Here is a 14,487-nt window from a genome sequence, read left to right on the forward strand (position 1 = left end):
CTGCCGCAGGCTTCGCAGGGACCGCCGGCTGGGCCGGGAACGCCGGCATCGCGGGCTGGCTCACCGCAGGGGCCGCGGGCTTGGCAGGGACCGCCGGCTGGGCCGGGAACGCCGGCACCGCGGGCTGCGCTGCCGCAGGCTTCGCAGGGACCGCCGGCTGGGCCGGGAACGCCGGCATCGCGGGCTGGCTCACCGCAGGGGCCGCGGGCTTGGCAGGGACCGCCGGCTGGGCCGGGAACGCCGGCACCGCGGGCTGGCTCACCGCGGGCGCCGCGGCAGGAGCCGGGGCCTGGCTCGCGGGCGGAGCGAAGGCAGGGGCGCCATAGCCCTGGGGCCCGTATCCGGGGGCGCCGTAGCCGCGAAACGCCTGGCCTGGAGCACCGTAGGGGGGCGCGCCATAGCCAGGGGCGGGAGGCGCATAGCCAGGAGCGCCATAGCCCTGGCCGCCGTAGGCTGCACCGCCATCCTGGCCACGCATCCCCTTGCGGCAGTCTTCGACCTTCTTCTGGCACTCCTTCTTGCAATCACGGCCGCTCTCAGGGGTTACGGGTCCGTAGCGGCAGTAATCCAGGCAGCTCCGACGGATCTGCTCGCACTCCTGCTGGGCCTGCGCCAAAGGCGCCGCGACCAGTATCACCGCCGCGCTCGCCGACAGGCACATCCGCACGACCTTCTCGACTCTCATTGGGAAACTCCTCCATCCCTGCGACGCGCAGGGCCGGCCTGAAGTATAGGCCCCGCGTCTCCAGACCCTCCAGCCGGGATTTTCCCTCCCTCTGACTTCCCGCATGGGGGCTGCGAAGATTGGCCTCGGACCGTATGATGTGCCCTCGATTCTCGCCGGGAGGCTTCTCCATGCAGGTCGCAAACAACATGGTCGTGACCATCGACTACACGCTCACCGACAACGACGGAACGGTGCTCGACTCCTCCGACGGCGGCGAGCCGCTCGCGTATCTGCACGGACAAGGCAACATCATCGTCGGCCTGGAAGAGGCGCTTGAGGGGCTCTCCGCCGGCGACGCCGTGGACGTGACCGTCCTTCCCGAGAAGGCCTACGGCGAGCGGCGCGACGACCTGATTCAGGTCGTTCCCCGGGAGCGTTTCGTGACCGACGGGGAGATCGAGGTGGGAATGACGTTCCACAGCCACGAATCCGACAATGGCGGGCGGGTCGTCCGAGTGGTAGAGGTCTCGCCCGAACAGGTCACGATCGACGGGAACCACCCGCTCGCGGGGGTCACCCTCAATTTCTCGGTCAGGATTCAGGACGTGCGCGAGGCCAGCGCCGAGGAGCTCGACCACGGTCACGTCCACGGCCCGGGCACCCACCACCACTGATTGCGGGGGAGCGAGACGATGGCGATCGAGGAAGGGAAACCGGCACCGGCGTTCACCCTGACGGACGCATCGGGCAGGAAGGTCTCGCTGAAGGACTTCCAGGGCAAGGACGTCATCGTCTACTTCTATCCCAAGGACGACACCCCCGGCTGCACCAAGGAGGCCTGCGGCTTCCGGGACCTCTGGGCGGACATCGAGGCCCTGGGGGCGACGGTGGTCGGCGTGTCGCCGGACGACGCCTCCCGGCACGGCAAGTTCGCAGGCAAGTACGGGCTCCCCTTCACCCTGCTCTCCGATCCAGACCACGCCGTGATGGAGCAGTACGGCGCGTGGGGCGAGAAGAGCATGTACGGCAAGAAGACGATGGGCGTGATCCGCTCCACCGTCTGGGTGGGGCCAGACGGCAGGGTGAAGAAACACTGGAAGAAGGTGACCAAGGCCGAGGCCCACCCTGCGCAGGTTCTCGAGGCCCTCCAGTCCGGTTGACCGGTCTCGCCCGGTTTTTCGCAGCGCCTCCGAGCGAGCTGCTTGTGGCGCAAAAGACCCAGTTTTGCCCCTCACAACCGCGCAAGGTTGCAAAAAGGAAACAAAGTGTCGTAGTATTTAGACACTTCGAGACTCAGGCCCAGTGAGGCCAGCCGCCGGCAGGTGGTCCCGCGCAAGCGCAGGCACGGCCAGCGACACCTCGACAGGCCACAAGGGGCGAGACAGCGAAACCATGAAGGCGATCATCCTCAGCGCTGGGCAGGGCACACGGCTTCTTCCGGCGACCGAGCGTGCTCCCAAGTGCACCGTGCCGCTGGCGGGGAAACCACTCATCGAGTGGCAGCTCGACCACCTGGCCCAGTGCGGGGTCGAGGACGTCACCGTGGTGGTGGGCTTCGGCGCGGAGTATGTGGACGCCCTGGTCGCCCGCCGTGCGGGCTCCGGTCGCGTGCGTACCCTGTTCAACCCGGACTTCGCGGTAGCGGACAATCTCTTCAGCTGCTGGATGGCGCGCGGGGAGATGACCGAGGATTTCGTGCTTCTCAACGGGGATACGGTGTTCGAGCCGGCGATACTCGAGCGCCTGCTCGCGTCCCCCGTTCAGCCCGTGACGCTCGCCATCAACCGCAAGGCACACTACGACGACGACGACATGAAGGTGGAGCGCTCGGGAGCGCGGCTCCTCAAGGTCGGCAAGGACCTGCCCCTGGACCAGGTGGACGGCGAGTCCATCGGCATGATGGTCTTCCGTGGCCAGGGGCCGGCGCTGTTCCGCGAGGCCCTCGGTCGCGCCGTGCAGCGCAAAGAGTCCAAGAAGCAGTACTACCTCTCGGTCATCGCCGAGCTGGCTCGCGAGGGGTACGTCTGGACGCAGGACATCTCCGGGCTCGAGTGGAGCGAGATCGACTATCCGCTCGACCTGGTTCGCGCCTCGAAGCTCGCAGCCGGCTGGAAGCACGCGGCGGGAGAGCGCACCTCCCGGACGGCGGGCCCCGCCCGCTAGCGCGGGTCGACTCTACCGCGCAGGATCCGCTCGGCGTACTCCCGGTCGGAGACCTTGTCGACGTCCACCGCGGCCTCGGGATACGGCAAGAGCACGGTCCCGATCCGCACACCCAACTGGAGCGAAAGCCGCTCCAGGGCTTGGCCGAGGGTCAAGCGCCCCGTGAGGTAGCGCAGGACCGTTCCCCAGCCGAGCGCCCGCAGCATGCGCCAGGGCCGCTTGCGCTCCCCCTCGACGCGCCGCCAGAAGTCCGCCACACCCCGGGCCGCGGGTGAGAGGAAGGCGTAGAGATTGCACCCGCTGTAGACGTCGTCCCGAAAGCGCAGGCCCGTGCGGTGCATGCCGGGAAAGGCGGCCATGACCTCCTTGTAGCGGGCGAGCCCCACGACCAGTTCCGAGCCGGCCCTTCGCGCGTGGCCGCAGAAGTACTCCACCACCTCGGGGCGCAGCAGCGCGTGGTCCCCCGTGGTGAGGAGCACTGGCTCCGACTCGGGCAGGCTCTGCAGGGCCGCCAGCGCACTCGTGCTCGGGGTCGGACCAGGGGGCAGCCAGTCCCAGGCTCCCGTGGCCACACCCGCGCGTAGCTCGCCGTCCTGCTCCAGGGCCTCCCGGGGTGGACCGCAGAGCACGCAGCGGCCCACCTGGGGACTGCCCGCGAGGGCGTCGAGGACACGCAACAGCATGGCCCGCCCGCCGACCGGGACCAGGGACTTGTAGCGAACCCCGGCGGAGAGCGCCAGCGGGTCGTCGGGGGTGCGGTCGCCCGCGAGCACGACCGCCGTGAAACGCGGCGCTTCGTCCCGGACGCTAGCGGGGGACACGGCAGTTGACCCTCGAGGCCGCCATAACCATCATTCGATCCTCCCTCAGCGACAGGCCTCTGGCACCTTCCCCATGGCGATCAGCATACGCGAAGTCGAGACCCGGGCCGACCGCAAGGAATGGGTGCGCTTTGCCTTCGAGCTCTACCGGGACGACCCGCACTGGGTCCCGCCGATCATCTCCGACGACCACGCCTACTTCGACCCGGATCGAAACCCCGCCTTTGAAGTGAACCGGGCTCGGCGATTCCTCGCGCAGTCGGGAGGCCGCACCGTCGGCCGGGTCTGCGCCAGCGTCAACGAGCTCGAGGCCGGGAAGCTCGGCCACCTGCGGGGACGCTTCGGGTGGTTCGAGTCCATCGACGACCCGGAGGTCGCCGGACGTCTCCTGGAAGCCGCCCGCGATTGGCTGCGCGGGCAGCAGTGCACGGAGATGACGGGGCCCCAGGGGTTCACGGACCTCGATCCGGAGGGACTCCTGATCGAGGGATTCGAGCGCCTGCCCACCATCAGCGGAAGCTACAACCCGCCCTACTACCGGCAGCTCCTCGAGGGCTTCGGACTCACCCGGGACGCCGACTACATCGAGTATCGCCTGCGCGTCCCGGACGAATCGCCGCTGCTCGAGCGCCTGCGCAAGCGCTACGGTGGGAACGACCGGTACCGGGTCGTGACCTGCCGGAGCCGCCGCGAGCTGCTCGGACACGCGCCGGCCATCTGGGCGTTGCTGGAAGCCGCCTTCGCCCCGCTCTACGGGGTGGTACCGCTCACCGACACCCAGCGCGAGTACTACACCCGAAAGTACTTCAACTACCTCGACCCGGAGCTGGTGAAGCTGCCCTTCTCCCGCGAGGGCGAGCTGGTGGGATTCTTCATCGGCATGCCGGGGCTGAGCCGGGCCCTGCAGCGCGCCCGGGGCCGTCTGCTGCCCTTCGGTTTCCTGCCGATCCTGCGCGACTACCGCCGCCCGGAGACGGTGGAGTTCCTGCTGGCCGGGGTGAAACCGGGCGAGCCCTCCGCCATCGTCACAGCGGTCACGCTGATCGACATGTACGACACGCTGCGCCGGCGGGGCGTGCGCTTCATGGAGACCAACCGCGAGCTCGAGGACAACACCACCGTCAACCGGATCTGGCTCAATTTCGAGCAGGACTACTTCCGCCGCTCGCGCGTGTACCGGATGCCGGTCTGAGGTGGCGAGACCCTGACGTGACGGAACTGGTGCTCGCCCACCTCTCCGACCCGCACCTCACCCATCTGGGGGAGGTGCGCGGCCGGGAGCTCCTGAGCAAGCGGGTTCTCGGGTACCTCTCCTGGCGCACGCACCGCCGGCACGTGCACCGCTCGGAGGTCCTGGACGCGCTCCTCACCGACCTGCGCGGCGTCGCCGCAGACCAGGTGGTCGTCACCGGGGACCTCACCCACATCGGTCTGCCCCAGGAGTTCCGCCAGGCAGCCGCCTGGCTGCCCCGCATCGGCGCACCGGACCGCGTGTTCGTCATCCCGGGAAACCACGACGCCTACCGGTGGGCCCCCTGGTCCGAGACCTTCGCGCTCTGGGCCCCGTACCTCGCCTCCGACCCAGGGGCTCCGGCGGCGTCCACCGACGGCCGGGCCCCCCTGCCGACCCTGCGCGTGCGCAACGGCGTGGCCTTGATCGGTCTCAGCACCGCGCGACCGTCCCCTCCCTTCATGGCCACCGGCCGGATCGGACGGGCGCAGCTCGAGGCCCTGGGGGACATGCTCCGCACGACCGGGGAGCGAGGGCTCTTCCGGGTGCTGTTGATCCACCATCCCCCGGTGCCCGGCAGCATCCGCTGGCGCAAGCGGCTCACCGACGCGCCCGCGCTGGGTGCGGTGCTGGCCGAGCGGGGTGTCGAACTGGTGCTCCACGGTCACGCCCACCGCGACTCCCGTCTCTGGCTCCCGACCCCCGCCGGAAGGGCCCCGGTCATCGGCGTGCGGTCCGCATCAATGCACGGCCCGGACGCGGCGCGGCGCGCCCAGTACCATGTGTTCCGTATCTCGCGCCGGGGGCGAGGCTGGAACGTGCGCCTCTCGGTGCGGGAATACGCGCCCGAGGAGCACCGCTTCACCCCGGTGGGCGCGTGGGAGGTGGACTCGCCCGGCCCCCGGGAGAGGGGCACAGACAGCGACAGGGAGAAGGAGATGGAGACGGAGACGGAGACATGAACGAGACCATTCGCCGGTTCGGCTACCCCGCGACCCTCATCCGGGAGTATCCCGACTGGGTCGTCCTGCTGCGCCCCCGGCAGGCCACCCTGGGGACGCTCGTGGTCGCCTGCAAGGACGACGTCCTGCGGCTCTCCGACGTGTCCCTCGACGCCTTCGCCGCGCTGAAGCAGGTGGCGGTCGACGTGGAGACGACCCTGCGTGCCGAGTTCGACTGCCAGCGCATCAACTACCTGATGCTGATGATGGTCGACCCGCACGTCCACTGGCACGTCCTCCCCCGCTACCACAGCCCGAGGACCTTCGCCGGCATCACGTTCCCGGACCCCGGCTGGCCAGCCCTGCCGGACCTCTCCTTCGCGACCCCGACCGAGCCGGGCGTGCAGGCCGCGCTGGTGGAGCGTCTGCGGGCGGCGTGGCCGAAGAGCTGAACCGCCACCCTGACCCTCGACCCACCCTCTCCCTTCTCGGTACCCCAGGGCCCCATGTCACCGAACCCACTCAAAGTCTGCATTACCTCCTCGTCATCCTTCCCCACTCCTGGCGGCGTGGAGATGCGCATCAGCAGATACCTCAAGGGGTTCACCGAACGCGGCGTAGAAGTCGAAGTGATCGCCGGGACACCGGCACTCGCCAAGCTCACGGAGCACGACACGACCGCCGACTGGCGGAGCTTTCCCCTGGGCCACGTCTTCCCCCCAGAGTTCCTCGACAACGTGCCCATCCACCGCATCCGGCTGGGCGACAAAATGAACAAGGAGAGAATTCATTTTCTCGGGGAACAGATCATCAAGCTCTTGGACAGTGGTTTCGTCAACCCGCATATCTTCCACAGCCTTTCCACCAAGCCCAACTTCACCATCCCTCTTCTCAAGGCCTTGAAGGCCCGCGGCAAAGGGCTCGTCTTCTCCTACGCCATCGCCCACAACGCCCCCATTTGGCCACCCAAGAAACTGATCTCAGGGCTCGCAAAGAGATATTTCCTGCGGCAGGCCTACAATCAGTTCGACACCATCATCGTGGCGACAGACGCCCTGAAGGGCCTTCTCAGGTCGCTAGGCGTCACCTCGCAGATAGCCGTCATCCCCAACGGGGTCAACATCGAAATCTACAGGCCTGCCGAAACACCTGCCGAAAAGGTCTCGCTGCGAAAGGAACTCGGCCTGCCCCCCGACTGCCAGCTTGTTTGCGGCGTAGGCACCGTCTATCCCCGCAAAGGCTGCGACATACTCCTCGAGGCGTGGCATCGCCTGTCCGAGAAATACCCGAATCTACACGTCGTTTGGTTGGGTCGGCGGAGAGATCTCTTCGTCCCTGAGCTTGCGGACTACCGGAAGAGAATGGATGAGCTCCTCACGCGTGGAGATGCCCCCGCCCGCATTCACATGATCGGACACTCGGACAGGGTCTCCTCCTATCTCAGGGCCGCCGATATTTTTGCCTTCCCGAGCGAGAGAGAGGGCATGCCGAACGCTGTTCTGGAAGCCATGGCATCGGGACTGCCAACAGTCATGACGTACTACCGAGGGTACTCCGAGGAAATAGGCCGCAACCATCATGAATACATCATGACGGAACGAAACAGTGAACGGCTCGCTGCGTCACTCGAGTTATTGCTTTCTTCCGAGGAATTGAGGCGCAACCTGGGAAACAACGCGGTCAGCTTTATTCGCAAGACGATGCCATTGTCTCGGAGCATCGACCGACACGTTGACGTCTACCGTGCCGTTGCCGAGAAGACACATTACCCTCAATGACCTTTGCCAGGAACCGAAGTCCTGAGATGACTTCTGAGGCAATTATGTTCCCGACAGATCCTCGCCCCACGATTGCGTTTCCGACGCGACTGCTCGCGACCCGCGGAGGCCCGGGACCCAAATGACGCCAAACACTGTTCCATACGAGGATTACCGTCGATCACACCAAGGAAAAGGTTTGGATTACAACGAGAAGTTCTCCCACTATCCTCATCGCTCGGTAGCCTGGGGAATTGAGCAACGCATCCTCCTGGGAATTCTTCACGCCCGATTCCCCACCCCGGGAGCCGTGCGCCTGCTGGATTTTGCGTGCGGAACGGGACGGATACTTCGGCTCTTCGAAGACAGGGTCGGAACCTCCACCGGAGTCGACGTCGCCGACTCCATGCTGCAGGTGGCTCAGGCCACTCTCACGCGCTCGGAACTTCTCCTGGCCGACGTGACTCGGTCGAGCAGCTTCGACAATCGGCGGTTCGACCTGATCACGGCGTTTCGCTTCTTTCCTAACGCCGAACATGCCCTGCGCGACTCGGCAATGGCCAAGCTCGCGTCCTTGTTGGCGTCCGATGGATTGCTGATTTTTAACAACCATCTTCGCTGCACGGGAACAACCATGCGCGCGAGGCGAGTCCTACAGCGCCTTGGGCGCCCTCAGACCGAGCGCAGGCTTCATTGCATGAGTGACTCGGAGGTGGAGCAACTGGTGGCCACCCACGGCCTGCATATCGTGGAGCGACATCATCTCGCCCTGATGCCCGTACTCAAGGAAAAACGCAGTTTCTTGCCGCAGGCCGTGCTCACTCGCATCGAGGAATGGGCTGCGGACAACGCGCGTTTCGACCGCTTCTTCAACACGAAGATTTATGTCGTTCAATCCGGCACAGGGTGAGTTGGCTGCTGGCTTGCCACGGAAACGCCCGCTTCTGCTCATCGAGTTGATAGGGCCCGCCGGATCGGGCAAGACCACGGCAGCAGAACCGCTGACTCATGACCTCCAAGCCCGGGGGCTTTCGGTGCTTTCCTGCGAGAACCTGCGCAGGGGAGATTTGAGGCGGGGCGGCCGGCACGTCCAGAAATCCAGTCCCTTGTATCGGGCAGCCCGTTTATTGAGGCTCGCTGCGACTCACTGCGTATTCACCACGTCCGTGTTCCTTGCGGGCATTCTTCTCGGTCCTCCTTATCGCAAGCGTGCCTACTACGCCACCCGCGCCTGTGGGCAATTGGACTTCCTCACCCACCTCCGGCGTGAGGCGTCATTCGACGTCGTGCTGGTGGACGAGGGTATTGTGAACGTGCTCTGGTCCATGACGTTGGGGGCCCCGCGGTGGCGTGGGTCAGGGCTGCTCCGAACTGCTCTGGCTGCCTATGTGCGCGAATCGAATGCCAGGGGCATCGTAATGACGGCCGATGCGGACCTACTTGCCGCTCGTGCGTTCTCGCGCACCGGATCCTCCCGTTTCTCCGTGCGCGCCGATCCAGTGCAACGCGCAGAGTTCCGCAGATGGCTTGCCTATCACGAAAAACTGGTCGAATTGCTACCAGATGGGTTCGTCGTGGCCCAAGTGGATGCCAATCGCGACCCCGAGAGTGTGCGGGTGGAATTGCTAGCTGAGACGGAAGGCCTGTTCGACGCGAAGGTCTGACTGTCGGCCTGCTGGGTCAGTGTTCATCCTTACGCAAGAGGTCGCGCTCCGGAAGCCGCGAATTGTCCCACGGGCATGGGTACCAACGCCCCGTCTTCCAACCTCACCACCCGGTCCGCGATCTCGGCCAGCCCCGTCTGGTGCGATACGGCCAGCATCGTCACCTCGCCCCTCAACCGGGCCAGCGTCTCGCACAACGCCGCCTCGCTCGCAGGGTCCAGCGCGCTGGTCGCCTCGTCGAGGATCAGGAGCTTCGGGCGGCGGACCAGCGCCCGGGCAATGGAAATGCGCTGGCGCTGACCACCCGAGAGCATGCTGCCCCGCTCACCGACGGTCGTCTGCATCCCTTCCGGCATCGCACTCACGAACTCCCACGCCCCGGCTGCGCGCAACGCTCGCTCCGCGTCGCCCTCGGTGAGGTCGGGGTCACCCAGGATGACGTTGTGCAGCACGCTCTCGTGCAGCAGCAGGGTCTCCTGGGGAACGTAGCCGATCATCCGGCGCCACGCCTGGAGGTTGCACTCGCCCAGGGCAACCCCGTCCAGCGTCAGTCGGCCGGACGTGGGCTCGAGCAGACCGGTCACCAGGTCGAGGATGGTCGTCTTCCCCGCACCCGAAGGCCCCACGATCGTGGTGAAGGAGCTCGCTGGAAGCCTCAGGGTCAGGCCGCGCAGGATGGGCCGGTCGCCGAACGCGAAGTGCACGTCCTCGAGGGCCAGTTCGCGCTCGAACACCGGTGTACAGCCGTGGGGCTCGGCCTCAGGCGACCCCTCCGCTCGGTCGATGGTGCCCCGCAGCGACCAGTAGGCGCTCTCGTTGACCGACATCTTCTGATATTCGTGCTGCAGCTTGCCCGCGAGCTTCAGCACCCGCAGCAGGAGCAGCATCAGGACCACGACGCTCGCGAGAGGCAGGCCCCAGACGTTCACCACCAGGTAGGCGGCGCCAGCGACGAAGGCGATAGCCACGGGCTCGTGGATCGCCCGCAGGCCCTCGACGCTCAGGACCTCCTTGCGCATCGCCTTGTTCATGCGTCGCGTCTCCGCCTCCAGCACCACGTTGGCCCCGCCCGCGAGCCCCATGGTCTTGAGCGCCTTCACCGACTGCAGCGTGTCCGCCATGCGCCGCAACAGCGACACGAGCACGTCCGTCTGCCGGCGCCCGGCGCGGCGGGCCTTGCGCACCAGCCGCCCCAGGGAGAGCGTGATGGCCGCCCCCCCCAGCACCGCCGCGAGCGTGGCCTGCCAGGACACGAAGAGGGCAGCGACCGTGTACACCAACGTCTCGACGGCGTGCGCGAGCGCCCGTGCGCCGCTCAGATAGGCGTTGGATGCGCGCACCGTCTCCGTGGCCATCGCGTTGGCGAGCGAGCCCACCGGCTGATGCAGGAAGAACTCCCAGCGGGCGCGCAGCAAGGCACGCAGCAGCCGCAGGCGCAGGTCGGTGCCGATCTGCGCCACCGTGTACCCGACGTGGCGATTGGCCAGCAGCACCATCGCGGCCTTCAGGCTGACGCCGACGACGATGATCAGCAGCAGCGGCCCGAGGGATGGGTCGATGCCGAGGCCGTGGAGGAACTTCCCCAACCCACGCTCGCTCTGCCCCCCACTCTCGGCGTTGGCCGCAAGGTCCAGGATGGGGAACAGCGCCGACAGGCTGATCCCCTCGAACACACCCGCCACCAGAAGGGCGACCAGGGTGACCAGCGTGCGCCGGGGGTAGGCCCGGGCGATCTCACGGAGGAATCTCATGGTGGCCGGGTGGGTCTAGGGAGCCCCCGTCCCCCCCGCCTCCCCCGCGATCGGCCGCAGGGCGAGGAAGGCCGCGAGGATGGCGTCGACCTGCTCCGGCGTGTGGGCCGCGCTCAGGCTGCAGCGCAGCAGGCAGGCCCCCGAGGGCGTGGCGGGCGGAAGGATCAGGTTGACGTAGACACCGCGCGCCAGCAGGTCGTGCCACCAGACCAGCGCCTGCTCCTGGCTTCCCACCTCCACCGCCACCACCGGGCTCGGCTGGGGCCCCAGCCGGAAACCGGCGCCCGCGAGCCCGTCGTAGAGGTGATGGACGTTGCGCCAGAGGTGCTCGCGCAGTTCCTCGCGCTCGCGCAGGATGCGCAGGGCGACGCGGGTCGAGGCGATGACCGAGGGCGCGGGCGAGGCGGTGAAGATGTAGGAGCGCACCGCGTTGCGCATCAGGTCGAGCTCCGGGTGGCGGCTGACGCAGAACCCCCCGACCGAGCCGAGGCTCTTGCTGAAGGTGCCGACCACGAGGTCGACGTCGTCCTCCACGCCTGCCTCCTGGCAGAGGCCCCGCCCGGTCGCCCCGAGCACGCCAAGCGAGTGCGCCTCGTCCACGAGCAGACAGCCTCCCAGCTCCCGCTTGACCGCCGCCATCTCGGCGAGCGGGGCGCGGTCGCCGAGCATGCTGTAGATGCCCTCCACCACGATGAGGGTGCGCTCCGCCCTCTCGCCCAGCCGGCGCAAGCGCTTCTCGAGGTCGGCCGCCTCGTTGTGCCGGAAACGGACCACGTCGGCCCCGCTCAGGCGCGTGCCCTCGTAGATGCTCGCGTGGCAGTCGGCGTCGAGGAGGATCGTGTCGCCCTGTCCTGCCAGGGTGCTGACGACCCCCATCGTCGCCAGGAAGCCGGTGGAGAACACGACGGCGGAGGGTACCCCGTAGAATTCCGCGAGCTCGCGCTCGAGCGCCAGGTGGCTGCCATACGTGCCGTTCGCCATGCGCGAGCCGGTGGTTCCGGTGCCCTGCTCCGCCACGGCCCGCTGGGCGGCCTCGATGCATTCGCGCTCGAAGGTCAATCCGAGGTAGTTGTTGGTGCCGGCCAGGATCACCCGCCGGCCCTCGATGAGGCCCTCGGTGGCCGAGACGATCCGCTCGGTCACCACGCCGATGGGCAGGGTACCGAACGCCGCGAGCTGGGCCCGGGTGGCCGCGAGCGGCTGGAATTTCTCGAATAGCTTCATGGCAGGGGCCCCTTCACCGCGTCGGTGGCGGTAGCATACCGTATCCCTGACACCCCACCACGTACTCCTGAGCCTGCGTTGATCGCGACCCGGTACATCGCCCGCGAGATCTATCAGCCCTTCCTGGCGGTGGTGACGGTGCTGCTGGTGGTCTTCGCCGTGTACACCACGGCCATCGTCCTGAACGACGTGGTGGCGGGCGCGCTTCCCGCCCACGTCGTCCTGCGCCTGGTGCTGATCAAGTCGCTCATCGCGCTGGAGGTCCTGCTGCCCGTGGCGTTCTACTTCAGCGCCGTCATCGGGCTGGGGCGCCTGCACGCCAGCTCGGAGATGCTGGCGCTCGCCGCCTGCGGGATGGGGGAGCCCCGGGTACTCAGGACCGTCCTGCTACCCGCCTTCGCCGTCGCCTTGCTGTCAGCCGTACTCTCGGTGAGCGTGCGGCCCTGGGCCTTCCAGCAACTCTATGTGCTGAGGGCCGTGGCCGACGCCGAGTTCGACATCGAGGACCTGGAGGCAAAGCAACTCTTCGTCAGCCCGGACTCGCGCTATGCCGTCTATGCGGTGTCGGTGGACCACGCGGCGCGCAGCGCCCACGACGTGGTCGCCCAGATGCGCAACGGGGAACGGCTGCTCGTGATCGAGGCCGAGAGCCTCCATCAACCTCCGCAGCGTCTCGAGGACAGCCCGGTCTTCGAATTCTCGCGGGGCCGGGCCTTCCGCATCGACCGCCGGGGGACGCGCGACACGACGATGGACTTCGGGGTGCTGACGGTGCGGCTCGAGGCACCGGAACCCCCGGAGATCGGCTACAAGATCAAGATGCAGAGCACGGCGGCCCTGAGTCACGCCACGGCAGGCAAAGGACTCGCGGAGTTCCAGTGGCGCCTCTCCACGCCGGTGTTGACGCTCCTCCTCGCCGCGCTCTCGGTACCCCTCAGCCGCGCACCCCCGCGCCGAGGCCGGTTCCTTGGCCTGGTGATCGCGATGCTCGCCTTTGCCCTCTTCTACGCCCTGCTCCTCAGCGCCAAGAACCTGGTCCACGACCGGCTGGTGGGCCCGGTGCCCGGCCTGTGGTGGCCCATCGCGCTCCTCGCGCTGACGGTCCTCGCCCTGCTAGCCTGGCCCTGGGTCCGGCGCCGCTGGCACCCGCGATCTGCCTCACCCGCCTATGGCTGACGGGCGCGGGTCCACGCCGCGCGTCACTCTGATCGACCGCTACGTCGGCCGTACGGTCCTCGGCGCCCTCGTGCTCGTGCTGCTCGCGCTCCTCCCGCTGTTCACCATCCTCGACCTGGTCCAGCAGCTCGACGAGGTGGGCAAGGGCAACTACGGCTTTCTCGACGCGGTTCGCTACGAGCTGATGGTGCTCCCGCGCCGGGCGCTCGACCTGCTGCCGTTCCTCGTCCTCACGTCCACCACCATCGGGCTCGCGATCCTCTCTCACTTCGGCGAAACCATGGCCATGCGCTCCTGCGGCGTCTCGCGGCGCCGGCTCGGGCTCGCGGTGGTCAAGGTCGGGCTCGCGCTGATGGTGCTGGCAGCCCTCTCCGACGAATTCGTCGCCTCGCCCCTGAATCGGCAGGCCACCCGGGAGCGGGCCGTTGCGCTGGAGGGTCGGGAGGTGCTGCTCAGCGAGGACGGCTTCTGGATGCACGCCGGCTCCCGGTTCGTCAGCATCGGCCAGGTGCTCCACGGCCGCCTGCCCCAGGAGATCGACATTCTCGAGGAGGCCGAGGACGGCCACCTGCAGCGATTCGTCCACGCGCGCGAGGCCGACATCGCGAACCCCAGGTGCTGGCTGCTGCGGGACGTCATGGTCAAGCACCTCGGCCCGGGGGCGCCCCTCTCCGAACGGATGGAGGAGCTCCCGTGGGACTCCTACCTGTCGCTGAAGCAGGTCGAGATGCTGCAGCTGGAGCCCCATGTGATGTCGCCGGCGCAGCTCTTCGGCTATGCGAGGTATCTGGAAAAGACCGGTCAGAACCCGGCCCGTTACGAGATGGCGTTCTGGCAGAGGGCCACCTTGCCGCTCGTGACCAGCGCCATGGTCCTGCTCGCCCTGCCCGCGGGCTTCGGCCGGCCTCGGTCGTCGGACACCGGCAAGCTTGTCCTGTTGGCGGTTGCCGTGGGTCTGGCCTTCCAGGTCGTCAGCCAGCTCGCGGCAAACGCCGGGCTGGTGTTCTCCATCCCGGCGCCGGTGGTGACCCTCGGGCCGCTGCTGCTCGTCTTCGCGGGGGCCTTCTGGCTGTTGCGCAGGGCCGGCTGAAT

Annotated in this window: 15 protein-coding genes; 11 read left to right on the top strand and 4 right to left on the bottom strand. The window is 67.6% G+C overall.

Features of this window, described 5'->3' with window-relative positions; translation table 11 throughout:
* Nucleotides 1-685 (bottom strand): hypothetical protein (locus KA217_05460; GenBank protein MBP7711899.1); only part of this gene is annotated, 685 nt, incomplete at its 3' end.
* A 170-nt stretch (nucleotides 686-855) separates the two neighbouring features.
* On the opposite strand from KA217_05460, the gene KA217_05465 reads away from it, so the two are divergent.
* The 3 genes from KA217_05465 (at nucleotide 856) to KA217_05475 (ending at nucleotide 2,830) form a co-directional block, all read left to right on the top strand.
* Complete coding sequence (locus KA217_05465; protein MBP7711900.1) at nucleotides 856-1,341, top strand: peptidylprolyl isomerase; 486 nt, start codon at nucleotides 856-858, stop codon at nucleotides 1,339-1,341.
* Nucleotides 1,342-1,359: 18 nt separating this feature from the next.
* Nucleotides 1,360-1,827 carry a thioredoxin-dependent thiol peroxidase gene (bcp, locus tag KA217_05470; protein ID MBP7711901.1) on the top strand — a complete coding sequence of 156 codons (468 nt, stop codon included), beginning with the start codon at nucleotides 1,360-1,362 and terminating at the stop codon, nucleotides 1,825-1,827.
* A 232-nt stretch (nucleotides 1,828-2,059) separates the two neighbouring features.
* Nucleotides 2,060-2,830 carry a phosphocholine cytidylyltransferase family protein gene (locus KA217_05475; GenBank protein MBP7711902.1) on the top strand — a complete coding sequence of 257 codons (771 nt, stop codon included), beginning with the start codon at nucleotides 2,060-2,062 and terminating at the stop codon, nucleotides 2,828-2,830.
* On the opposite strand, the gene KA217_05480 is transcribed toward KA217_05475, so the two are convergent.
* Nucleotides 2,827-3,651: a nucleotidyltransferase family protein gene (locus KA217_05480; GenBank protein MBP7711903.1), complete on the bottom strand. Its 825-nt coding sequence runs from the start codon at nucleotides 3,649-3,651 to the stop codon at nucleotides 2,827-2,829. The genes KA217_05475 and KA217_05480 overlap by 4 nt on opposite strands.
* 73 nt (nucleotides 3,652-3,724) lie before the next feature.
* Here KA217_05480 and KA217_05485 point away from each other — a divergent pair, with 73 nt between their 5' ends.
* From KA217_05485 to KA217_05510, 6 genes are all read left to right on the top strand, one after another.
* Nucleotides 3,725-4,843: a hypothetical protein gene (locus tag KA217_05485; protein ID MBP7711904.1), complete on the top strand. Its 1,119-nt coding sequence runs from the start codon at nucleotides 3,725-3,727 to the stop codon at nucleotides 4,841-4,843.
* 17 nt (nucleotides 4,844-4,860) lie between these two features.
* The gene (locus tag KA217_05490; protein MBP7711905.1) at nucleotides 4,861-5,844 is read left to right on the top strand and encodes a metallophosphoesterase; all 984 of its coding nucleotides are present in this window, start codon (nucleotides 4,861-4,863) and stop codon (nucleotides 5,842-5,844) included.
* On the top strand, nucleotides 5,841-6,275 hold the full coding sequence (locus tag KA217_05495; protein MBP7711906.1) for an HIT family protein: 435 nt from the start codon (nucleotides 5,841-5,843) through the stop codon (nucleotides 6,273-6,275). The genes KA217_05490 and KA217_05495 overlap by 4 nt, the downstream gene beginning before the upstream one ends.
* A gap of 123 nt (nucleotides 6,276-6,398) precedes the next feature.
* A complete protein-coding gene (locus KA217_05500; protein ID MBP7711907.1) occupies nucleotides 6,399-7,601 on the top strand; it encodes a glycosyltransferase family 4 protein in 1,203 nt (400 codons plus the stop codon).
* A gap of 178 nt (nucleotides 7,602-7,779) precedes the next feature.
* On the top strand, nucleotides 7,780-8,490 hold the full coding sequence (locus KA217_05505) for a methyltransferase domain-containing protein (protein ID MBP7711908.1): 711 nt from the start codon (nucleotides 7,780-7,782) through the stop codon (nucleotides 8,488-8,490).
* Nucleotides 8,465-9,244, top strand: coding sequence for a hypothetical protein (locus KA217_05510; protein MBP7711909.1), 780 nt, complete (start codon nucleotides 8,465-8,467; stop codon nucleotides 9,242-9,244). Before KA217_05505 ends, KA217_05510 begins: the two co-directional genes overlap by 26 nt.
* 29 nt (nucleotides 9,245-9,273) lie before the next feature.
* On the opposite strand, the gene KA217_05515 is transcribed toward KA217_05510, so the two are convergent.
* Together KA217_05515 and KA217_05520 are read right to left on the bottom strand one after the other, a co-directional pair.
* A complete protein-coding gene (locus KA217_05515; GenBank protein ID MBP7711910.1) occupies nucleotides 9,274-10,995 on the bottom strand; it encodes an ABC transporter ATP-binding protein in 1,722 nt (573 codons plus the stop codon).
* Between the two features lie 15 nt (nucleotides 10,996-11,010).
* On the bottom strand, nucleotides 11,011-12,219 hold the full coding sequence (locus KA217_05520) for an aminotransferase class I/II-fold pyridoxal phosphate-dependent enzyme (protein MBP7711911.1): 1,209 nt from the start codon (nucleotides 12,217-12,219) through the stop codon (nucleotides 11,011-11,013).
* A gap of 78 nt (nucleotides 12,220-12,297) precedes the next feature.
* Between KA217_05520 and lptF the strand changes: the two genes are divergently transcribed.
* Complete coding sequence (lptF, locus tag KA217_05525; GenBank protein ID MBP7711912.1) at nucleotides 12,298-13,395, top strand: LPS export ABC transporter permease LptF; 1,098 nt, start codon at nucleotides 12,298-12,300, stop codon at nucleotides 13,393-13,395.
* A complete protein-coding gene (gene lptG, locus KA217_05530; protein MBP7711913.1) occupies nucleotides 13,388-14,485 on the top strand; it encodes an LPS export ABC transporter permease LptG in 1,098 nt (365 codons plus the stop codon). Before lptF ends, lptG begins: the two co-directional genes overlap by 8 nt.
* Nucleotides 14,486-14,487 lie beyond the last annotated feature (2 nt).

This window comes from Gammaproteobacteria bacterium (assembly GCA_017999615.1).
In the GTDB taxonomy this organism is placed as follows: Bacteria; Pseudomonadota; Gammaproteobacteria; order JAABTG01; family JAABTG01; genus JAGNLM01.

Bases quoted from the DNA above. Each gene is read 5' to 3' on its own strand.
- KA217_05465 (MBP7711900.1), top strand. From the start codon at position 856: ATGCAGGTCGCAAACAACATGGTCGTGACCATCGACTACACGCTCACC.
- KA217_05520 (MBP7711911.1), bottom strand. From the start codon at position 12,219: ATGAAGCTATTCGAGAAATTCCAGCCGCTCGCGGCCACCCGGGCCCAG.
- lptG (MBP7711913.1), top strand. From the start codon at position 13,388: ATGGCTGACGGGCGCGGGTCCACGCCGCGCGTCACTCTGATCGACCGC.
- KA217_05495 (MBP7711906.1), top strand. From the start codon at position 5,841: ATGAACGAGACCATTCGCCGGTTCGGCTACCCCGCGACCCTCATCCGG.
- KA217_05500 (MBP7711907.1), top strand. From the start codon at position 6,399: ATGCGCATCAGCAGATACCTCAAGGGGTTCACCGAACGCGGCGTAGAA.
- bcp (MBP7711901.1), top strand. From the start codon at position 1,360: ATGGCGATCGAGGAAGGGAAACCGGCACCGGCGTTCACCCTGACGGAC.
- KA217_05485 (MBP7711904.1), top strand. From the start codon at position 3,725: ATGGCGATCAGCATACGCGAAGTCGAGACCCGGGCCGACCGCAAGGAA.
- KA217_05475 (MBP7711902.1), top strand. From the start codon at position 2,060: ATGAAGGCGATCATCCTCAGCGCTGGGCAGGGCACACGGCTTCTTCCG.
- KA217_05510 (MBP7711909.1), top strand. From the start codon at position 8,465: ATGTCGTTCAATCCGGCACAGGGTGAGTTGGCTGCTGGCTTGCCACGG.
- KA217_05515 (MBP7711910.1), bottom strand. From the start codon at position 10,995: ATGAGATTCCTCCGTGAGATCGCCCGGGCCTACCCCCGGCGCACGCTG.